The 21,501-nt window shown below is 45.4% G+C and carries 15 protein-coding genes and 1 tRNA gene; 6 read left to right on the top strand and 10 right to left on the bottom strand.

Annotated features, from left to right (window positions below; genetic code table 11):
- Window positions 1-200: 200 nt before the first annotated feature.
- The 4 genes from JNK13_04730 to JNK13_04715 all read left to right on the top strand — a co-directional run bounded on the left by JNK13_04730 (window position 201) and on the right by JNK13_04715 (window position 3,594).
- A complete protein-coding gene (locus JNK13_04730) occupies window positions 201-770 on the top strand; it encodes a hypothetical protein (GenBank protein MBL7662041.1) in 570 nt (189 codons plus the stop codon).
- 46 nt (window positions 771-816) lie between these two features.
- Window positions 817-2,241, top strand: a complete 1,425-nt coding sequence (locus JNK13_04725) for a S41 family peptidase (protein MBL7662040.1) — start codon at window positions 817-819, stop codon at window positions 2,239-2,241.
- A 33-nt stretch (window positions 2,242-2,274) separates the two neighbouring features.
- Window positions 2,275-3,039: a TlyA family RNA methyltransferase gene (locus tag JNK13_04720; protein ID MBL7662039.1), complete on the top strand. Its 765-nt coding sequence runs from the start codon at window positions 2,275-2,277 to the stop codon at window positions 3,037-3,039.
- A gap of 171 nt (window positions 3,040-3,210) precedes the next feature.
- Window positions 3,211-3,594 carry a hypothetical protein gene (locus JNK13_04715; GenBank protein MBL7662038.1) on the top strand — a complete coding sequence of 128 codons (384 nt, stop codon included), beginning with the start codon at window positions 3,211-3,213 and terminating at the stop codon, window positions 3,592-3,594.
- A gap of 206 nt (window positions 3,595-3,800) precedes the next feature.
- On the opposite strand, the gene JNK13_04710 is transcribed toward JNK13_04715, so the two are convergent.
- The 5 genes from JNK13_04710 to JNK13_04690 all read right to left on the bottom strand — a co-directional run bounded on the left by JNK13_04710 (window position 3,801) and on the right by JNK13_04690 (window position 12,021).
- Window positions 3,801-4,472, bottom strand: a complete 672-nt coding sequence (locus JNK13_04710) for a DedA family protein (GenBank protein MBL7662037.1) — start codon at window positions 4,470-4,472, stop codon at window positions 3,801-3,803.
- Window positions 4,473-4,639: 167 nt separating this feature from the next.
- On the bottom strand, window positions 4,640-5,047 hold the full coding sequence (locus tag JNK13_04705; protein ID MBL7662036.1) for a response regulator: 408 nt from the start codon (window positions 5,045-5,047) through the stop codon (window positions 4,640-4,642).
- A complete protein-coding gene (locus JNK13_04700; GenBank protein ID MBL7662035.1) occupies window positions 5,044-6,513 on the bottom strand; it encodes a hypothetical protein in 1,470 nt (489 codons plus the stop codon). Before JNK13_04700 ends, JNK13_04705 begins: the two co-directional genes overlap by 4 nt.
- The gene (locus JNK13_04695) at window positions 6,510-8,729 is read right to left on the bottom strand and encodes a response regulator (protein MBL7662034.1); all 2,220 of its coding nucleotides are present in this window, start codon (window positions 8,727-8,729) and stop codon (window positions 6,510-6,512) included. The genes JNK13_04700 and JNK13_04695 overlap by 4 nt, the downstream gene beginning before the upstream one ends.
- 319 nt (window positions 8,730-9,048) lie before the next feature.
- Complete coding sequence (locus tag JNK13_04690; GenBank protein ID MBL7662033.1) at window positions 9,049-12,021, bottom strand: proline dehydrogenase family protein; 2,973 nt, start codon at window positions 12,019-12,021, stop codon at window positions 9,049-9,051.
- Window positions 12,022-12,209: 188 nt separating this feature from the next.
- Here JNK13_04690 and JNK13_04685 point away from each other — a divergent pair, with 188 nt between their 5' ends.
- Window positions 12,210-12,539, top strand: coding sequence for a hypothetical protein (locus tag JNK13_04685; protein MBL7662032.1), 330 nt, complete (start codon window positions 12,210-12,212; stop codon window positions 12,537-12,539).
- An 86-nt stretch (window positions 12,540-12,625) separates the two neighbouring features.
- Here the strand turns inward: JNK13_04685 and JNK13_04680 are convergent, their stop codons facing one another.
- The 3 genes from JNK13_04680 to JNK13_04670 all read right to left on the bottom strand — a co-directional run bounded on the left by JNK13_04680 (window position 12,626) and on the right by JNK13_04670 (window position 17,795).
- Entirely contained in the window at window positions 12,626-14,626 is a 2,001-nt protein-coding gene (locus tag JNK13_04680) for a hypothetical protein (GenBank protein ID MBL7662031.1), read from the bottom strand.
- A gap of 153 nt (window positions 14,627-14,779) precedes the next feature.
- A complete protein-coding gene (locus JNK13_04675; GenBank protein ID MBL7662030.1) occupies window positions 14,780-16,363 on the bottom strand; it encodes a methylcrotonoyl-CoA carboxylase in 1,584 nt (527 codons plus the stop codon).
- 523 nt (window positions 16,364-16,886) lie between these two features.
- Entirely contained in the window at window positions 16,887-17,795 is a 909-nt protein-coding gene (locus JNK13_04670; GenBank protein MBL7662029.1) for a HEAT repeat domain-containing protein, read from the bottom strand.
- 540 nt (window positions 17,796-18,335) lie between these two features.
- On the opposite strand from JNK13_04670, the gene JNK13_04665 reads away from it, so the two are divergent.
- Window positions 18,336-18,410, top strand: a tRNA-Gly gene (locus tag JNK13_04665).
- Window positions 18,411-18,613: 203 nt separating this feature from the next.
- On the opposite strand, the gene JNK13_04660 is transcribed toward JNK13_04665, so the two are convergent.
- Together JNK13_04660 and JNK13_04655 are read right to left on the bottom strand one after the other, a co-directional pair.
- Complete coding sequence (locus JNK13_04660) at window positions 18,614-20,113, bottom strand: hypothetical protein (protein ID MBL7662028.1); 1,500 nt, start codon at window positions 20,111-20,113, stop codon at window positions 18,614-18,616.
- On the bottom strand, window positions 20,101-21,477 hold the full coding sequence (locus JNK13_04655; GenBank protein MBL7662027.1) for a hypothetical protein: 1,377 nt from the start codon (window positions 21,475-21,477) through the stop codon (window positions 20,101-20,103). Before JNK13_04655 ends, JNK13_04660 begins: the two co-directional genes overlap by 13 nt.
- Window positions 21,478-21,501: the final 24 nt, after the last annotated feature.

The raw sequence follows: 21,501 nt of genomic DNA, 5'->3' as shown, positions 1-21,501 counted from the left end.
TTGGCTTATACGTAAGAGGGCAAAACGGCTTGATTCTGGCTGCTACTGACTGGGTAAAAACCCTTGGCGGAAGCGGTTCGCTGGGATTTGATCACTTTAAATAGCAAGATCTTGCGTTATCGGCTTTTTAGGGCGAAAATGTCGGTCTATAAAGCAATGCTTCGTTTGTAAATTTTTGATTTTAGATTTTGATGGAGAATATGAGCGCTCTAAGAATTTTGGCACTATCAGCAAGCATATTTTTTTGTGGAAGTGTATTAGCCCAGGCAAAACCTGGAAAATCGCCGGCCCCTCAGCAACCGCCGCGACCCGAGCAACTTGCTGCGCAGGCCAAAGAGCAAGAAGCTGCTGCAGCGACAACGGAAGGCGAGGCTACTGCTGAAACTGCCGATAAAAAAGATGAAAAGAAAGATGAGCTGAAAGTTCAACCAGGAGTAGTTGCGGGGATGGGAACGATTTCCTCCAAAGGTGGAGTGTTTAATGCTCTAACACCTGATGCTCCGGGAGAAGAGCCAGGCGCAATTACCGGAGGGATTTCCGTACAGAAGGGACGTTGCGTGGCGACACTATCGAATGCAGACAAGGATAATGCTTTTTCTGTGCGCTACGCAGTTGAAGGTTTCGATAAATCTGGCAAGCGTTCATTCCGCCAAACTTATAGCGCAACAATTAAACCCGGAGCATCTGTGAGTAGAACAGTTGGCGCATGCGATAAAAGTGCAAATGTCCAAGTCGTAGTCGAATCCGGGAAAAAAATCTCAAGTAGTTAGTTGAGCATATTAAGCAGCCTTCATGCGACGAGAAAAGCAGGTAACCATGTCACGAAAATCTTTTTTAGTACTTTTAATCAGTGCAATGTGCTCGATCATTTTAGTTCCTGCCTTCGTGCATCAGGTCGCTGCCAAGGAAAGCGTGCTCGGGAGCGCATATGAGGAGCTTAAGCTTTTTGCTGACGTTGTCGCACTAGTCCGCAAGAATTATGTTAACGAGGTTAACATGAAAGACCTTGCAGAGGGGGCTGTTAAGGGCATGCTGCAAAGTCTCGATCCGCATAGCAGTTACATGGATCAAGAAAGTTTCAATGAATTGCAAGTTGAGACTAAAGGTGAATTTGGCGGACTAGGAATTGAGATTAACGTTAAAGATGGGATCTTAACAGTAATTGCTCCAATCGAAGGTTCTCCTGCCGAAACTGCCGGCGTTCAAGCTGGTGATCAGATTATTAAAGTTGGCGATGAATTTACAAAAAACATGACTTTGATCGACGCTGTGAAAAAAATGCGCGGGCCAAAGGGCTCACCTATTACTTTAACTGTTCACCGCGAAAACAAGCCTGAGTTAATTCCGATTACAATTTTACGTGATGTGATTCGCGTTCAGAGCGTACGTTCACGCATGCTTGAGCAAGGCTTTGGTTATGTTCGACTTGCCCAATTCCAAGAAGAATCAGGCAAGGAGTTGCGAGAAGCGATCGAGAAATTAAATGGTAAGGGGGCGGATCGACAACTCAAGGGGCTAGTAATTGATTTGCGTAATGACCCGGGTGGATTGCTCTCGCAGGCTGTCGAAACTGCAGACATTTTCCTGAAAGAAGGCCTGGTCGTCTATACTGATGGTCGCCTCGAATCACAGAAGCAAAAATTTTATGCTCAGGACGACAAGAATGAACCACAGCTACCAATTGTTGTATTAATCAACGGTGGCTCTGCTTCGGCAGCTGAAATCTTAGCCGGGGCTTTGCAGGATGCTAAGCTTGCACTTGTTGTCGGCACTCAATCTTTTGGTAAGGGTTCGGTGCAAACGGTATTGCCCATGGATAACGGTTCGGCGCTAAGGCTAACTACTGCGCTTTATTATACACGTAACGGTCGTTCGATTCAGGCACGAGGAATTACTCCCGATGTGGTCGTCCCTGCGCGCCGCTTCCTTTCCGACCAAGAAGAATTACTCGAAGAAGACGAAGTTAAATTTTTCCCTCGCAGTGAAGGTGAATTGCCCGGAGCAATTAAAAACCCACAGCAACAAGGCAAGGGTGAAAATATTGAACGCGAGATGACAGGCAGTACGGTATTGCCAATTGGGTCGCGACTAGCAATGGAAGCAAACCTGGATAAGCTTTTTAAGGAAGATCCTCAGCTTGAAGAAGCCATGAAGCTGCTTAGAAATTGGTATGCAATGAAGCAAATGCCTAAGGCACAAACAGCAGCAGTGAATTTAAATCAAGCTGAAAATCAATCGTAAACTTAAACGTAAGCATGTACTGCATTAGCCCTGATGGCTTCGCCTAAACAAAGAATCGACAAGCTTGTGGTTGAGGCTGGACTTGCTAGTTGTGAGAAAAAAGCTCAAGCCTTAATCATGGCTGGAGAGGTCCTCGTTAACGAAGTTCCGGTTGATAAAGCTGGGACCTTTGTTGACTGCCATGCGCAAATACGACTGCGTAATCAGCCACTTAAATATGTTAGCCGTGGGGGTGATAAACTCGAAGCTGCGCTGCAGCATTTCCAAATAAATGTTCATGGAAAAATCTGCCTCGATATCGGTTCTTCTACGGGGGGATTTACTGACTGCTTACTGCAACATGGAGCAAGCTTTGTGTATGCGCTTGATGTTGGGAAGCATCAGCTTGTCGATCGGATTCGTAACGATATACGTGTTTGTGCTCGCGAAGAGTTTCACGTTAAGGACCTTACTGATCAATTGTTTAGCTCAGGACCCCCGACTCTTGTTGTCGTTGATTTAAGTTTTATAAGTTTAAGACAAACCCTAAGCTTCATTTTTAATGCTTTAGAAAGGGTAGAGGCTAAAATTCTTGCGTTAGTAAAACCGCAATTTGAGCTTGGGCCCGAATATATCGAGAAGGGTGGAGTTGTGAAAGATCCAGCGCATCAGTTATTGGCAACACGTTTAGTCAGCGATTATGTTCATGCGCTTGGTAAGACATGTTCTCCGGCCTTTGCTTCGCCAGTGAAAGGTCAAAAAAGCGGGAATCAGGAGTATTTCATTTTAATACAGAGCTTCCCTGGAGCATTTCTTTAGATATTTTCTTCAAATATTCTTGTGGTGCCGGAGCTTTAGCGTAGGTGGGCTGCTGGGTTAAAGGGCAATTTCGAGTACTCATTCTAGAAATAAACTCTTTTGCTTTGTTAAAATCTTGACGATACTGAAAGTGCAAAGTGCTGAAGTTCAATATGTAATCTGAGAGGGGCTTTGGAAACTAGGAACAACGAGTTCATCCGCATATCTGTCGAGCTTGACCGAGTAGGGTTAGTTTGGAACCCAGAAATTGGTGATGAAATCTCACTACGTAATGAAATTGAGCGCGTTTCGATTTTAGTCGATCCACAGGGGCTTACTCCTAAAGAACTGCGTCAAAGTTTTATTTGGTTGCCTACTGTAGAACAGCTGGTTGAGCAGTTTGAAGCTCGACAAGCGATGATTTATCATGTTGGAGTTACAAATTCACTAGAGTATGAAGCGGTGATCCGTTCCGCCCAGGGAATTGTTGAAACTGCCGCAACATCGTTGCGTTTAGCTTTTGGTAAGGCACTTCAGGAGCTAATTATCGGCTGTCCTGCCCGCTCGATGCATTAGAGTTAGATCTTAAATTTATCCAGCTGTGACTCAATTGTCGATAACTGACTGCTCAGTTGCTTAGGCTTGAACTTATACTTTACCTGATCCTTGCCTTTTTGCATTTTTCAATTATCTGCAGACAAATTTCAGGACGGGACAATGAGGGTGAGGGTAGGTTCAAGGGTAAGGGTAAGTTCAAGCCTAAGGGAATAGAGCAATGCAGTCTATTTTTTGTTGAGGACCTTATAGTGGTGATAAACTTTATATCCCACCCCACCGACAACGAGAATTGCAGTGATCCAACCTACCCAAATGTGCGCCTCATGGGCAAAATGCTCGACAGTTTCAGCAGGAACAAAACCTCCCAAAAAGTAGCCAATTCCCAGCATGATCGAAACACTTACTAAGGCGGCAAGGCCGTCGGCTAGCAGAAACTCAAAAAAAGGCACTCGTAGGGCACCGGCCGAGAGAAAAGTTACGCTGCGAATTGGGAAGAGATGACGCCCAATAAAAATATATAACAGACGTTTGCGTCGTAGGCCCTCGCGAATTTCGTTGAGCTTATCCTCGGTCAGTGCCGGGAAGAAATCAGAACGTGCGCTTGCTGAAAGGAGCTTTGTGCCAAAACGATAGCCCATGAAATACATAGCTTGGTCGCCAACCATCACGCCAACGTAGCAAACTAGAAATGTTGTCCATAGATCAGTAACATGTTGTGAAAGTGCAACTCCCGCAAGTAGTAGGGGGAGGTCTTCGGGGATTGGAAACCCAATTCCACCAAGTAATAAAAGGACAAAAATTGAAACAAGAAACGTATGCCCTGAACCAGAGGACATTGAGTTCATCAGCCCCGATTTGGCTTCAACAACAAGTGGTAGATCTAAAAAACTAAACAAAATTCCCTCTAGCCTTTCTTAAGAACAACCAGAGGGCCATAAAGAGCTGCCCAAAGTCAAGTTATTTAGACTGAGTGCCCAAAATATATGTTGTTTAAACTCTAGCTTGTACTGGAGGGGAAGGGGTAATGCGTTCCACCATGCGCTAGATAGAATCGTGAATTGCTCTAAGACTTATCACTTTCTGCTTTTCGGTTAAACTTCGCTACGAGTTCTAATCCTTGAGCTAGAGACTCTTTAGTGAAAGGCTTAGTAATATAAAAATCAGCGCCAAGTTTATAGCCATTCAGCAGATCTTCAAGCCCATCTTGGCAAGAGAGAATAATCACCGGGACATGTTTAGTGTTCTTGCCTTGACGAATCATTTCGAGCACATCCCAGCCACTCATCTCGGGCATATTTAGATCGAGGATCACGCAAACTTGTTCCTCGGGGTTGCTTTTAACCGAGCCATCGAGGGCAGCTAAAGCATCGCGACCAGTGGCCACAGTTTTAACGTCATGAGCGAGGTCGCTCAGAGTGCTCGAAAGCAACTCCCTGATAATTGGGTCATCATCGCAGCATATCAGTTTCATATCAGTCTTTTACGCTCCTGATCTTTTCTTGTTACCGCTTGTGTTACTAATTCGGAAAGCATTCGAATCGAATCTTTTTTACGTTGATCAATTACTTGTGTCGGATTCAGTTCTGCAGCTTGAACAATGTCAGCATAAATTACGCCACTTGGTTCAAGCGGTGACCCACCAACGGGAATTGTAACGAAACATGCTGCATCGCTAAAGAGTGGTTCGTCGATGAATGGTAAGCTCTGCTTTTGCTGATCTTGCTGTGAATCACTAGACAGTAGGCAGACCTTCATTGAGCGTTTCAGGGTTTTAGGATTCAAGTTCATTTTCCTGCCCAAACTCATATGTCCGCGCAGTTCGGAGCCAGATTCGTCGCTAAGCATTAAGATTACGCGATCGAAATTAAGACCTTCGGCCAGGGCTTCCATGACCGTACTAATAATCGAGCTTGTTGATTCCATATTGCGCACGGCTTGCTGCAACTCGTTAAGATACGGTTCAAGTTCCGCAGGCGGAGTATTGGGAACTTGTTTTTCTTCTTTCGGCTGGAAACGAGAGGGCTGAGAAGGTAATGCTGGAAGTTCCCGTAATTGTAAAATGCGTTCAACTTCAGGGATTTTACGCATGATCTCAGTCAGCGTTTCCTCACTGGCCCAGCCCAATATTGCTCCAACGCGGGCTGAACTTTCTAAGCTATCAGAAGATTCATCAATCATGAACATTGAAGCTACAAGTTGGGCCGTATGTAAGGCCGGGATGATTGTTTGGTAGGGTGTTTCAGCTGTGCGCGTGACAGCTCCTTCAAAGGCATCGAGGCAAATTTCTATGCACGTTTTGGGCAAATTAATTGAGTTCAAAGTTGTCTGCAGTAACTCTTCAATGCTGATACCTAAGGCTTCGCTGATTGCCTGGGTGAGCGCATGGCTATGTAGGCGCGATCTGCGGGCCGCTGCATCGATTACCTGAGGGTAATAGAAGTGCACTAAAAGTGCAGGCGCATTCATCATGATACTGACTAGGTAAATCACTTCGTGCGTAATTTGTGGAGTTGGAAAATTGCCACTGCGCTTCAAGGTTTCTTCGGCGATGAGGGCCTGCAAGCGAGTAAGTTTACGTAAATCAATCATTAGTGCCGCGCGGCTAAGGATTGTAGTAAAGCGCTTTGTTTCAGTTGCATTTTGGCAAAGTGTGAGCACGCCCTGAGGCCCAAGCTTTCTTGTCACAAAACTCAACAGTTCGATTGAATCTTCTGGCCAACTCTGACCAGCAAGGACTGCTTCTTTTAGCATGCGGATCGTGAAAAGCGGTTCAAGTAGAATAGCGTCGGTAAAATCTGCTAGTGTTGCGCGACGGTTCACAACCGCCTGTTCCAATTTTTTAAGCATCTCAGAGCCAACGGGATAGCTGCTAGTGCGTTCGAACGCTTGTCCAAGTGAGAGTAGAATTTGTGCTGTTGGGGTTTGTCTGTCGCTCATAAACTAATTTTAAATTTTCCTGAGTTGGTAAGTACGTTGGAAGTTACCTGATCGCGAATCGCAGTAACGATATCATGCGGCTGAAATGGTTTTGGAATAAAGAGTGAAGCTCCATGCTCGACTGCTTTTTCTTGGTCGGTTGGAAAAGCGCAGGCACTGACTACAATTACTGGTAAAGTATTGGTTTGTGGAGCTGTGTGCGTGCGAATGTAATCAATTAGGTTAAGGCCGCTTTCTCCGGGCATTGCTAGATCGACCAGAGCGATATCGACCGGAGTATCATCAACTAAACGCCGTGCTTCTCCGACAGAGAATGCAGTGTGTGCCGTGCCACCAGCGTTATGAATAATAGTTTTGAGCACTTCGCAGGTTAGTTCATTGTCATCGACAACGAGAATACTTAAGCCTGCTAGTTTTTCTTGGATACCACTTTCAACTACCGCTTGTACGGCGGGTTGATTTACCGCATCTTCTTGATCTGCTGCGCGGGGCACAAGCGCCCAGAAGAATGAACCGCGATTGACTTCACTTTCAAAGCCGATTGTTCCACCGTTTATTTCAACGAGGCGTTTTGTCAACGCTAGTCCAAGTCCGGTTCCAGTTTGCTTTTCACTATAGCTATCAGTACCACGTTCAAAACGTGAAAAGATTTTTTCGACCTGATTCCGTGGGATTCCAACGCCCGTATCGCGCACACCGATACGAATTTTATCGCTCATAATTTGAGCTTCAACGCGAACGATACCGCCGCTTGGGGTATATTTAATTGCATTAGATAGGAAGTTAATTAAGATCTGTCGAATGTGACGCGGGTCAATCCAGAGTGCTTCTTTGCTCAGGCCCTGGTCGAGAACAAGCGGCTCAAGCGTGATCCCTTTACCTTGCGCTGATTGCACCATCAGTTTGTGGCTTTGTTCAAGAATTTTCTGCAATTCAATGCGCGCCGGCTTAGGATCTTCTTTGCCCGATTCAATTCGTGCAATGTTTAAAATATCATCAATTAGTTCCTTCAGATGTTGACTGGAGCGCCCAATTGAAAGCAAAGCATCGCGCTGCTTGTCTGTAACTGGACCAAAGACACCATCGGCTAGAACTGTCGAATAGCCAATAATTGCTGTAAGCGGAGTTCTAAATTCGTGGCTGACGTTTGCGACAAAATGACTCTTGGCACGACTCTCTTCTTCAACCCGTCCCATCTGCACGGCCAAATCTGCGGTGCGTTCTTGTACTAATGATTCAAGTTTTTCGGCGTAAGTTGTGAGGCGTTCTTGTGCTTGAGCGTTAGCAATTGCAATTGCCGCGCCGCGGCTAAATTCGTCAAAAAGTGTCGAGTCTCTCTCACTTAAACGTCGCGGTTGCTTAAAGCCTACAATAAGTGCAGCAAGTAAAGTGCCACGGAATTCTACGCGCGCGCAGCAGGCTGAGACAACGCCAATATCGCCGAGAAAAGACAAGCCGTAGTGAGTCTGCGTGCTAATGTCAGGAACAGAAAGAATTCGCCCAGTCTTTAGGGCATAGCCTAAGAGTGGGTGACTCATAGAGAATGACCGTGGAAGCATTTCTGGTTTTTGACCGTAAATGCCTACGGGTTCAAAATTTTCATTATCGCCTGAGTTCAGTAGACAAATTGCCGAATCTGCTCCAACGCGAAAGGCAACTTCGCGCGCGATTAGTTTAACTGTGCGGTGTAGGCCAGGATGTGAAATTAGTAATTGCATGAACTGATTCAACACGTCTAAACGATCCATGTAGTGATGTAGTGTTGAATTCAAGCGCTGGGCTTGAAAAGAGCTACTGCAGAGGTGGGCAAGAATTGATAAGTTACTTAAGGTCTCTGTGCTAACATTTTTTTCTAATGCTACTGCAAGTGACCCGACAGGAGAACCTGTATTGACAATGTCAAAATATTGAATTGGATGTTGCGCGTTAACCGCAAGCGTATCTTCAGGATTTTTAAAGAGTGCCGAACTTGGAGGAGGGATTTCGAATTTGCCACTTTGCGCAACGACTGAAGTCCTGAGGAAATCGTCCTTGGCTTCTTCGGGAAGGAAAATACTGACACTTGTTACTCCCGGCAAACTTGCCGCCGAGGAAGCAACAGCTTGATAGATTGCTTGTGGATCTTCGCCAGCTTCGATGAGCAGACGAATACGGTTAAATGAATCCTGAAAGGAATCACCGACACGAATAATTTTTTCGTCATCCTCAAACGCCATTAAATTTTCTTCCTACGAGAAACTCTTACCTCCCTTTAATTGTCGGAATTTATTCGGATTTGCTTGAGAGTTATGTTGGAGGGTAATTTGCTGAGAAAGTGTAGAGATTTTGGGGGGTTGTAGTAGCTAATTGAACTTCGGCTCGAACTTCTACTTAAGCTTACCCTTTCTGTGCCATATGTGAGGCTTTTGATTGCTACATCAAAAGGTGAAGCGCTCTAAAAAGCAAAATTGCTGAGTGCGGTTCTGAGTAGGGGAAGTTCAAGGATACGTTCAAGCCAACGCTCAACTTAGCTTTCTTTTGCGCGAAAAAAGTAACCTACTCAACCGGTGCAAAGCCACGGCGCATGGTGTTTTCAGAAATTGCCCGGGGCACGGTAAACTGAGCGAGATAATCCGGGCCACCAGCTTTTGAGCCTACTCCTGACATTTTGAAGCCACCAAAAGGTTGGCGATAAACCAGTGCTCCTGTCGAATGGCGATTGATGTAGAGATTTCCTACGCGGAATTCTTCGCGTGCATACTGGAGATTTTGTGGGCTACGGCTAAAGACTGCCCCAGTTAAGGCGTAGTCGGAGTTATTTGCTAGATCAATTGCCACAGTAAAGCTTTTAGCTTTAGCGACAGCAAGCACTGGTCCAAAAATTTCTTCGGTAAGCAATTGATGCCCAGCGGGAATGTCCGTGAAAATTGCTGGAGCGACGTATGAGCCCGTGCTCGTAAGCGTTTGTGGGAGTTTGAGCTGGGCGACTAATTTACAATCTTTCTTTGCACTCTCAATTATAGCGTTAATGCGCGCTTGTGCTTCACTGCTAATCACCGGGCCGATGAATGTTCCGGGATCGCTTGCCGGGCCAACAACTAAACTAGTCAGGGCTTGGGAAATGCGATCAATAAATTCATCATAAGCTGAGCCCACGACATAGACGCGTGAGCAAGCGCTACACTTTTGACCAACATAGCCAAAGGCAGAATAGATTACGCCTTTAATAGCCTCGTCAAGATCTGCATCCTCATCGACAATCATCGCATTTTTGCCGCCAAGTTCAGCAATCACGCGCTTGATGTGATTTTGTCCACGAGAAACATGACTTGCCTTTTCGATAATTTCTAGTCCAACTTCACGCGAACCCGTAAATACCATTGTCGTAACATCTTGATGTGTAACCATCAGCGACCCAACTTCAGCCCCAGAGCAAGGCATAAATGCCGCAGCTTCAGGCGGAAGACCCGCTTCGAGGAAGGCCCTAAAGATTGCTTCTGCGCACCAGGGGGTATGTTGTGAGGGCTTAAGTAGCGCAGTATTTCCAGTAACAAGCGCCGCGGCAAACATCCCGCAGGGAATCGCGACAGGGAAGTTCCAAGGTCCAATCACCACAGTCACTCCGCGAGGTTCTTGGAGGTAGTGGTTGAGTTCTGCTGGGTAATGTCCAAGGCGTTCAGGTGTGAAAAGTTTGCGCGCCTCCTTAGCGTAGAAACGTAAAAAGTCGATTGCTTCAGCAATGTCCTTATCCGCTTCGACCCAAGGTTTTCCAGCTTCGAGAATGGTAATCGCCATGAATTCTGCGCGTTTATTGCTGATAATCTCAGCAGTACGTTCGAGGATTTGAGCGCGCTCTTCAACTGGAGTTTTGCGCCAGCTCGGGAAAAAAGATTGGAGACGTTTAATTGCTTCTTCGGCCTGGTTACGATTAGCAAGATGGGCATGAGCGACAACTTGCTTGATATGATCTGGAGCGGTTGAATTAATAACTTTGTCTGATTTTAAATCTTTTCCTCCAAGGATCGGGTGAATTTGTATGGGTTTTTTAGCGATCGTAGTCTGGAGTGCAGTGATTGCGTTTTGAAGTTTTATCCGCTCTGTGGATAGAGAAAAGTCAATTGCCGGGACATTTTCAAATTCTGCAAATTTTGGCTGCAGGTAATCAGTTTTTTTCGGGTCGGGCTTTTTTAGTAGCACCTCAGCTTTTTCATGTTCATGAAACCCGAGACGTAAAAATCCTTCGTTGGAGGTATTCTCTAGTAAGCGTCGCACTAAGTATCCCATGCCTGGGATCAGTTTGCCGATGGGTGCATATTCGCGGATCAAATAACCTTGCTTAAGAAAAGCTTCTTTGATCGGCTCGGCCATGCCGTAGAGTGACTGTAATTCAAACTTAGTTTTTGGCACTCCTAAGACTTCTGCCGTTGCTGCAGCAACGGAAAGCGAACGAATGTTATGTGAAGCAAACGCAGGAAAGATTACTTCGGTGTTGGAAAGTAAAAGTCCAGTGAGCTTTTCATAGTTTGCATCGGTTGCAGATTTTTCTTCGAAGACAGGAGGCTCCCAGCCGTTTTGCTCGGCGAGCATTTTTTCTGTATCCCAGTAAGCGCCCTTAACCAAGCGCACGCCAATTGTAGTGCCCCGTTTTTTTGCCCAGTCAATAATTCCACGCACGTCAGCTTCAGTGCGTTTTAAGTATGCTTGGAGCACAAAACCTGCGCGAGCATAAGTGCTCAGCTCGCCTGTTGAGAGAGTTTTCTTGACGACGTCAATTGTTAGGTCAGTGAATTTTGTATCTTCCATGTCGACAAACACGTAAGCGCCAATTTCACTAGCTTTACGCATAATGCGCCCGAGTCTGTCGGAGAGATAGTTTAGACTTTCTTCGTAATTTAAAGGCCCAGATTGCGAATAGAGTGCGGAGAGTTTAACTGAAACGTTAATCGCCGTTTCTTCACCGAAGTGTCCGGGGATTAACGACTTTGCCTCGGGCCAGCTTGGGACATGCTCAGCGAGTGTTTCAAGTAAAGTTAGGTAGCGGTTAAAATATTCTTCTGATTCTTCTTCGCTTAGCGTTGCTTCGCCAAGTAAATCAACGGTAAAAGCCATGCCGGCTTTCCTAATTTTTCGCAACGCACTCAGGGATTCTTCTGGCGTTTCGCCGAGGATAAAGCGTTCAGCCATGCCTTTGATTTGTGATTTGACAAGTTGCGCACTAAGCTTTGCCGCTAGTGAATCAGGATTGATATCAAGTCCCCAGCGTAAAAGACCGGGGATACGGTGGGCGACTGGCTTAAAATATTCTTGAGCGTGGCGGATGATTGCGCTTGAATCTCGAAGAGTGGGTAGCACGTCAACGAAGCGAAAGAGGTTGATTTTAAATTCCTCATCTTCCATCGCCCAGCCGATGAGCTTGCCGGTATAAAACTCAGCATTAAAGACTGAGGGGGTTTGCGATTGGGCGTAAGAGAAAATAGCTTTGCCGATTTCTTGCACGCGGGTTTCAATTTGGTTGCTTTCTGTGGTCACAGTTGTCCTTGTATCGCTCAGCCTGATTCTTAAATTTATTACTTGGAGAGCTAAGGATAAGCACATGTTCAAGCCTAAGTTCAAGGATCAAGTATAAGGCTTAAGCAATATAATATGCTACTTCACAATATTCCGCTTCACACAGAGCCAAAGCTGGGTTAGAATAAACAAATCGAGAGTAATTTTAAGTGAAAAATAAACCCAGACACGTCGCTACGGTTGTTGCTGATGCAGTCGGCCTTACACATTTCATTGTGGCTAATGCTTGCGTGGTGCTTGGCCAGCTGACGGATGTTTTTAAGGAAGTCGGTGGGCATTATCCAGGGCTTCAATTTGTTTATCAATATATCGACTACCCAGTGTATGCTTTTTTTCACGATGTTTTGCAGATTAATTTTTCTGGCAAAACTTCAGTGACCTTTCTGATGGGCGAGTTTGTGATTGCGATCTCAACCATTCTTTACGGCCTGATCGCATACTTTGTGGTTAAAGTTTCGGAGTCGATTACGAAACCGTAATCGACTCAGTCCGCGATTGGGCGCTGCTTCCTAGAAGGGAATTTTTCCTGCCTGTTTGTCCCTAGAGCAGTGCATGATCTAAAAATCTAAAATCTCACTAAAAGTTTATTCGCCTCAACCTGATCCCCGGGCGAAACAAAGATCTCGCCAACTGTAATATCGCGGGGGGCAAGCAGTAGATGCTCAATTTTCATTGATTCAAGCACAATCAGTGGGGTGCCACTGGCGACTTTATCGCCAGCTTGTGCGCGCACAGCAACAATTTTTCCAGGCAGCGGGGAGTGAATTTCGTGATTTAAGTTTTGCTTGGACTTGTCAGTAAAAGCTTGAGAGATTTGTAGAGTATTGCCCAAAACTGCAATTGAGCCTTCTAGGTCAAGCGACCAATATTCAAAGTTTGTTGTCGAAGCTAAAACGTCAAGTGTCCCAAAATCTAAACTCGGAGCAGATAATTGTAGCAGAGTCGTAGCCCCCAGGTCTCTGCTTGAAGAGTATTCGATGTCTTTTATCGTCAGCGGATAATTCCTGCCATTAATGCTCACCAGCGCACTGTTGGACTTAATGTCCTGGAGTTTGACTTGATAGCGCGTCGGGCTAACAAGCGTTTTGCTTGCCACTACAAATGTTCGCTCTGGAAAGATCTTTGGGAAAATTGCAGAATTTTTTGATTCATTATGCAATGACTGCACGATGTAAGGTGCAGCTACAAATGCGGCTAAGCCGATTTCAACTGAATTTGACTCGTAAGAAAATTCCTTTTCGATGAAAGTCGTGTGGATTTGTTTTTTCCCAGTGCCTAATGTTTCCACTAGCGCTAAGAGAAACAGTGTGTTTGTGCCAATTCCAGAAATTACAGTCGCGCGTAATGCTGCGCTTAGTTTTTCTAATGCTGCGGGGCGAGTTTCCGCGTAAGTGATAACTTTAGCTAAGAGTGAGTCAAAGCGCGTTGTGACACTAAGCCCGACAGCTAAGGCATGATCAATCCTGAGATAGTCATCTTCTGGAAAATAGAGATCGTTGACGACTCCCGTGCCAGGCTGAAAGTTTAATTCTGGGATCTCCGCACAAAGCCGCGCTTCGATTGCATGCCCAGTGCTTGTGACTTGGTCTTGTTTGATCGGTAAGTTACCTGTCTCTGCGATATAAATCTGGATTTCTACTAAATCTAGTCCAGTAATTGATTCTGTAACTGGGTGCTCAACCTGAATACGAGTGTTGCACTCCAAGAAGAACCATTCAGCTTGCCCGTTGTCTTGGGTCGCTACCAAAAATTCTACAGTAGCCAAGCTTCTAAGCTTAACTTCTGATCCAAGCTTGCAAGCAGCTTGAAAAATTTGTTCACGCATTTTTTCAGGCAAATTCGCCGCCGGCGCTTCTTCGATCACTTTTTGGTAACGTCGCTGCAGCGAACATTCTCGCTCATAAAGATGAATCACGTTTCCCTTGCCGTCTCCGACAAGCTGTACTTCGATATGTCTGGCGCTTGGAATATAGCGTTCAAGCAGCAGTGTTCCATCGCCAAAACTCGACTCAGCTTCGCGTGCTGCTGATTCCAAAAGTTGAGGCAAAGTTTTTAGATCCTGCACGATGCGCATGCCGCGACCACCGCCACCAGCTGCGGCTTTAATCATCAAAGGTAGTGCTAGTTTCGCAGCGCCTTTTTCTAGATCTCTCACCGATCCTTCAAGCCCAGAAGGGAGAGAAATTTTTAATTTGCTAGCCAGTGCGCGTGCGCGGTCCTTACTGCCTAGCGTTTCAATACTTTCAGGCGTTGGGCCAAGATAAATAATTCCTACCTTTTCAATCTTTTCAGCAAATGAGGCCTTTTCGGCAAGAAATCCATAGCCCGGGTGAATCGCGTCGACCTTGGCTTGTTTGGCGATTTCTATAATCGTAGCCTCATCAAGATAGGAGTCACTTGGAATTAAAAAACTCTCGTCGGCTTCGAGCACATGTAGTGCTTGCTCTTCGCCACGCGTATAAATCGCAACAGTTTGTTTCCCTAGCTTTCTGCAGCTATGAAAAATTCTTCGGGCGATTTCGCCACGATTTGCAACGAGGATTTTTTGAATGGTTTTTGCAGACATTACTATCTCTAAATTTCCTTAGGCTTGAACTTATACTTAACCTTATCCTGCCCCTTTCCCTTCTTGCTTACTACTAACCTGTGTGGACAAGAAGGGTAAGGTTAAGTTTAAAAAGGATAAGTTCAGGTTCAAGCCGGAGCCTAAGTAAATAAGTTACATTCGAAACACCCCAAACCTGCCTTTATTTTCTGGCTCAACTCTACAAGCTCCAAGCGCCAGCGCCAGTGTATGCCTTGTCATTAAGGGATCGATAATTCCATCATCCCATAACCGTGCCGAGGCGTAATAAGGGCTACCTTCGGTTTCGTATTTCTTAACAATCTGTGCTTTAAACTCGCTCTCCGGAGTTTCTTTGTCTGACCGCACCGTTGCCAGCACGTTTGCAGCCTGTTGTCCGCCCATCACGGAGATTCTGGAGTTTGGCCAACTAAATAGAAAGCGGGGTTCATAGGCTCTACCGCACATGGCATAATTGCCGGCACCGAAAGAACCGCCGATGATTAAGCTAAGCTTTGGAACCCAAGAAGTGGCTACTGCAGTAACCATCTTTGCTCCGTGCTTGGCAATGCCGCCATGTTCGGCATCTTTACCAACCATAAAGCCGGCGATGTTGTGCATAAAAATCAAGGGCACGCCGCGTTCGTTACATAACTCAATGAAGTGCGTAGCTTTTAGTGCTGACTCGCTAAATAAGATTCCGTCGTTGATCACAACCCCGACTAGGAATCCCTCGATGTGACCGAAGCCGCACTTAATGGTTGTCGCGTAATCGGGTTTAAATTCATCAAAGCGTGACTCATCGAGTAGTCGTGCGAGTACCTCGAGTGCAGAAAAACTTCTTTTAATGTCAGCTCCAACAATTCCATAAAGTTCCTGTGGGTCGTAAGCAGGGGCAGTCGGGCTTCTGTCGGGGGCCAAATACTGCGTGGTTTTGTGGCCAAAGCTTCGTGCGGCGCGCCTAGCGATTGTCAGCGCTTCTTCTTCGGTTTCAGCCATGTAATCGGAAACACCACTGATTTTAGTGTGCACTTCTGCTCCACCGAGTGCTTCTGCAGAGATTTCTTCGCCAGTTGCAGCTTTAACGAGTGGGGGGCCGCCAAGGAAAATAGTGCCGTTACCTTTGACCATTACGGTTTGCTCGCTCATGGCTGGCACATAAGCACCACCTGCAGTGCAAGATCCAAGCACGACTGAGATTTGTGGAATGCCACGTGAGCTCATTTGAGCCTGATGGTAAAAAATTCTTCCGAAGTGATAGCGGTCAGGAAAGACTTCAGCTTGTAGTGGGAGAAATGCTCCGCCGCTATCGACGAGGTAAAAGCAGGGCAGATGATTTTCTAAGGCGATTTCTTGAGCGCGTAGATGTTTTTTGATCGTAGTGGGGAAGTAGGTGCCGCCTTTGACGGATGGATTATTGGCGACGATCATTGAAGTTTGACCGCCAACTGTGCCGATGCAAGTGTAGATGCCCGAACCTGGAGGAAGGCCTTCATACATATCGGCGCCAGCAAAAGGATTTAATTCCAAAATGTCTGTGCCTGGGTCAACTAGGAGTGAGACTCTTTCGAAGGTTGTTTTTTTATTGCGTGAAGCGAGTCGTTCGAGGTCTTTTGTCGTTTCCGGGGAGCGTGCGGTTTGTAGTTTACTTTGTAATTCTTCGGACAGGGCGCCGTAAGATTTTAAGTTATCTTTAAAATCTTTGGATGAGGTGTTGAGGGTTGAATTGATTCGTGACATGGCTTCAGAAATAGCACTCTCAATATATTGGGTCTAGAAGGATGATACATCTCCATTAGGCACTTAATTTGCTAATAAATAACCCGGTGAATTAGCACCTTATAATTCTATAATTCTCCACATTCATTCAAACTGGGCTGTAACCGAGCCAATTTGAAGGAGATACTGTATGAAACTAAATGTTTTGTCCGTAATTACTTTTAGTCTTCTTGCTTCATCTGTTTCTGTGCCAGATATGGTTGCAGTGGATCCTGCGCGTAATAAGTTGACGCTTGATAATGACATGTTTAGAGCAGTCGAGGTAAATCTTCGTTAACTTTTAAAGTATTACCAGGTTCGTAACTTGTAGCGCTTTCCAGGATTTCTAGTGTGCCACTCAAGTAACCGTTCGTATTCCTACGCATGTCTGAGATTTCACCTTCGCTACCAAATATGCGAATTTGGACTTTCGCGGCTTCTTTAGGAGCAATTAGATCTAGTTCGTCTATGAGTAATTTAATTTTTGCTTTGTTAGTGTGTTGAGTTACTTTTTCTGAATTTCTTCTTGTTCCTTCAGCGCCTTGATCGCGTTGCCCAAGCAATCAACGTAGTAACCGCTCAATTGCTCAGGGGTATGTCTTGCCCGGTATGCTTCTAATGCGGGTATGAGAGTTGTGTCACCGAGCTCTTCAGCAGCCTCAAAAGCGTACGTCATAATTTCATCAGTTTGTAATTCCTTCAAAATTAACTCTCGAGCCAACGGATGCTTTCTCGAAGCTAAGCCTAGGATTGCTTCTCCACGTATTTCTTCATCTTCTTCAGTAGTACGGTCCAAAAGTGCTTGTTGTACTTCAGGAGTATTTTTATTTTTGAAAGCTTCGTGTTCAGACGAATAGAATCCTAAATGAAAAGTTGCCCAATTTCTAACATCACGGTTTTCATCTCGAGTTAAAATTATTAAGCTGTTAATAGCTCGTTGATCCTCGAGAGAGCCGATAGCATGTGATACAGATTGCCTTCTTCCGGGATCTGGATCATTTATAAATGTAAGAACTTTGTCCATTGCTTTAATGTCGCTGAGATGGCCCAGAGACATTAAAGCAGCGTCTACGACGTCAGATGATAGATCGTCTAGTAATGGCACTAATAAATCTACACATTCGTCATGGCGGATTGGTTTGGGCGAACCAAAAATACCTAAAATATCTGCTCCTATCTCACGCTCTTTATCGATAGATGATTGAATGAGGCTTTTTACATAATTAAAATCGTCATCTGTGGATCGATGACGTAGGGCACAAATTATTCCCCAATATTCGTCTTCATCAGAGCTAATCGATTTAGCAACTTCGACTACTTCTGGTGTAGGTTTTCCTTCTTGCTCGTAACGAAGTGAAAATTCAAATATTTTGTCGACAGTATCCCATGGATTATCTTCGTTATCGTCAGTCATAGTTACTTTACTAACTTAGGTGTTCAGTCTTACTTTATTGCGTGAGCCTTCCCACCGAAACTCTTTACATAGCTCTTTTTATCAAGTTCTCTGATTTCAACAGTTATCGAGCATTTTAATTTTGCAAATGATTGTGAACACTCTAAAATGAAATGTGGCATAGATGTATAGAGTTACTTTCTCTTAATGACCAAAGCAACAAAGCCTCCAATCCAGCAGACTACAACTATGGGATAGAGGGATATTAATAAATTGTCTCTGTAGTCACATTTTTACGGGAAAAGTAAACCACGTCGATTCTAAATAAACTTAATATTTATATATAGTTATAGCTTATATTGCGATTTGTGAGTTGTATCTAATGAGATTGTTAGATGTATCTAATAAAATGACAAATTATCAAAACATTAAGTTATTGCTCTTCAAGAGGGTCAGAGGGCAGTTAAATTTATTCCAAGTTCTACTTGGCCCAATTCATTTATAACAGTTCTTTCTGGGAGGTTGACTATCTAGGGGAATAACAATAAACCGCCTGGTAGCGCGGGGGTAATTCAGTGGTAGAATGCAAGCTTCCCAAGCTTGACGCCGCGGGTTCGAGTCCCGTCCCCCGCTCCAAATTTTGGTGAGTAATGTAAGCCCGGGACTCGAACCCCGTGCGAGCAGGGCGAGCAGAGAGGAAGCTGCGAGTCAGTTGCTGCATTGCAGCAACGCCCGTCCCCCGCGCCAAGAAATAAGTGCTGGACTTTTCAGTGTGACAGGAGGCATGTCGGCTTGAGCTTGAGTCGAAGGCGAGATGACAGTAGTTAGCCGGAGATAGACTAGTATTCTTTGCCTAGTTCAGAACCGACGTCATTTGTAGGATTAGCGCCTGTGCGTGTCGGAGTATTTGGCCCACCATCTCCACGTCCGCCATACTCGTCAGATTTAAAATAAATTTTACTTAGTGAATCTGCCGAATCAATCCGAGCAGAGTTATATGATTTGGAACCGCGCGTAGGAGTCTCTTCTTCTCTAATTTTTACAATGTCATCTAAAGTCGAGGCAGGTAGCGCAAAAAGTCCTCCAACGGGTTTGCCATTTTTCATAACACGCTTAGCGAGAATACCTTTTGTTTCTGGCAGCCACCCTGGTCCCCAGGAATTTTTGACAATATAATATTTTTCACCATTGATTTTTGTGCGACCAATGACAACGACAGCATGAAATCCATGTAGTCCTAAATTCGGCGCACCCGCAGGTTCAATTAATCCTTCGGTTACAATTCCAATGGCGACTGGCTGGCGATACTTCAATGACCAATCAAGAAAGCTCTCTAGCTTCTTGCCCCAAGCTCGATCTGAAGGGTATGTGGCAGAGCCAGTATAGAAAAGCTGCGGAAAGTATTGAGGACTCCCCGGGTCCGGGGCAAGAAAAGGTTTACACTCCTCGCGGATTACTGCTTCGTGTGCGGTAGATAAGATTCGACGGCGGGAAAACACAGGTTCTGAATTCCATGCGTTATTTTTTACATATTTCTTAATCGCGCCATGATAGTTATATGTTTCACGCATGCTGCTTGGATGGTCGATCACAAGTTTTACCCAGCGGTCAACTTTTGCCATGTCAAATCCGTCAGGGCCACTATTGGTAGAAGTAAAATAAGTTTTTAAGTCATGGCAAAGCTGCCAGCAGTCATCACCGCTCATTCCGAGGCTAAGCATTTTAGTTTTGCACCACGCGCGGCACTGCGACATGTCGCCGTTGACCACAGTATCGCGTAGGCGGTTGAAAATCTCTTCGATTTTTAATCGCGCAGCAGCAGAAGTTAGTTTTCTGTCGCCGTTCTTACGAATCGTCACGAGATCGTTAATGATCGGTTGAACTAGTGCCGTGTAAATAAAGAGGTTTGAGAATGTTGACTCGCTGATCGGAAATTTTTCTTCGCGACACATACCAACTGCTGTTGCGGCTCCCGGCAGCGGTTTTAAAGTTGCCTTTATGGCATAATCCACAACCCCGCCATCCAAGAAACGGGCAGATGCATTATCCATTGGAGAATAGATTTCTTTCGCGCTGATAGTTTCTAACTCGATGAGGCGATTGTAATAGAAGGCAACCACGTAGGGGGCCGTTAAGCTTGGTCTGAGTCGCTCTGCATACCAGGCATCTAATAACTCGCTTGCTGCGTGAGCATAGCACGTCCCTGTCCAGCCTTGGTCGCGTATTTTCTCGGTCGACCCAGGTAGCAGCAAATCTTGGGCTAAAGCAGCAGGTGAGAGCAGTGTTGTAATTAATACTAGCTGCGTAAAACCTTTAAATTTTTTAATTAATTTAAACACGCTGCATAGCTCCATTCACATTGATACTCACATGTTCCACACATTTCACCAAATCCGAGGTATTCGTGTGTGCAGGATCCATACTCACTGTTTCTGCATTCGCTGAGGCAGGCAGTTTTACATTGATTGCACTGACTGCGGTCACGATTAATAATTGCAGTTTGGCATTCTTGAGTCGGAGCTGGCCCATGCCAGGATCGAATTGGGTCTGGCGTTCCCGTGCAGGTCACGCTGACTTCTGCCCAACAGGTGCTAGGAAAGGGGGCTCCAGATGGATAAGAGCGCTCATTGTAGGTATGCACAAATTCACCTGGCTCGTAGCGAACTTCGCTCCAATCGCTAATTTTCTGACAAGTGCCGACCCGTTCGTGCTGATTTAAGCAGTTTGGGTCGGGTTGCCTAAAAAAGCAGCGCTGAGGATTTGTGCCGTTTTTACAAACTTCAGGGATTTCGCAGCGAGGGTCACCGGCTTCGCAAAAACTTCCAGTTTCAGGCAGTGGAATGCCTGCGCCTGCAGACGGAAGCCCGCGTTTAGTAGAAAGTCTTTCGCGATGGATTAAATAAAATCCAGAACTTCCAAAGTATGTATGCTCGGCGTTGATATTTTCCTCGAGAAAAACGCATTGTTCGCCCTGGACAAGCACAGCGCCAGCTGCGCCGGGCCAATTAAATTCAACTTCACGGGGTGAACCGCCAAGAGTAATACAAATTCCTGAGGCTGGGTTAATTGAATCGAATCTGGTGACGCGGTCGAGCATGGAGTCAGTTGGTGATTCCTTAAATGCGCGACATGGTTCTGCGTCGTCTTTAGGTTTACACACCTCGGGGTAGAAGAAGCGCGTATTTTCGTCGTAACAAATTTGTTGCTCGCCATCAGGGAATTTTTCGCCGTTAATGCCCGTAACTTTGAGAGTAACTTTTTTGCAAGGTGCATTTGGTATCCAGCTCGTGTCGTTTGAGATATTTGCAACAGCTACCTTGATTGAGTTTCGACTACGTAAAAGTGGGCCATTTGCAAACCTTGCTTCGCCGTAGACTGTGTAATTCCCATTTGGAACTGTAGTTGTATCCCACGCTAGGGTATAAACTCTAACGAGTGGTGAAACCCAGGTACCATCGTAAGCAGTAGCAAGGTCGTGGCTAGTTTCTGGTGCAACGAAATGGGTGCTAACGATAGATTCGAGATTCGAACGGGCGGTTTGATAACCTTGCTGGCAGAGCGGGCGCACATCGTTTGGAGGACAATTTGAGCAGCCACTAGCGCCTTGATCAATACAATAGCAGGCCGAGACCTTAACTTTGCCCTGAATTGAACCACTAATGATTTCGGAACTAATTGGTAGATCTAGGGTAGTCTTTAACAAGCGAAAATCGTGACCATCACAAGG

The sequence above is a fragment of the bacterium genome, from assembly GCA_016786595.1.
Classification (GTDB): Bacteria; Bdellovibrionota_C; UBA2361; order SZUA-149; family JAEUWB01; genus JAEUWB01.
This window is presented reverse-complemented; position numbering and strand designations above follow the sequence as displayed.

Coding starts and splice junctions, on each gene's coding strand:
- JNK13_04730 (MBL7662041.1), top strand. CDS start 201: ATGAGCGCTCTAAGAATTTTGGCACTATCAGCAAGCATATTTTTTTGT.
- JNK13_04725 (MBL7662040.1), top strand. CDS start 817: ATGTCACGAAAATCTTTTTTAGTACTTTTAATCAGTGCAATGTGCTCG.
- JNK13_04720 (MBL7662039.1), top strand. CDS start 2,275: ATGGCTTCGCCTAAACAAAGAATCGACAAGCTTGTGGTTGAGGCTGGA.
- JNK13_04705 (MBL7662036.1), bottom strand. CDS start 5,047: ATGAAACTGATATGCTGCGATGATGACCCAATTATCAGGGAGTTGCTT.
- JNK13_04700 (MBL7662035.1), bottom strand. CDS start 6,513: ATGAGCGACAGACAAACCCCAACAGCACAAATTCTACTCTCACTTGGA.
- JNK13_04695 (MBL7662034.1), bottom strand. CDS start 8,729: ATGGCGTTTGAGGATGACGAAAAAATTATTCGTGTCGGTGATTCCTTT.
- JNK13_04680 (MBL7662031.1), bottom strand. CDS start 14,626: ATGTCTGCAAAAACCATTCAAAAAATCCTCGTTGCAAATCGTGGCGAA.
- JNK13_04675 (MBL7662030.1), bottom strand. CDS start 16,363: ATGTCACGAATCAATTCAACCCTCAACACCTCATCCAAAGATTTTAAA.
- JNK13_04670 (MBL7662029.1), bottom strand. CDS start 17,795: ATGACTGACGATAACGAAGATAATCCATGGGATACTGTCGACAAAATA.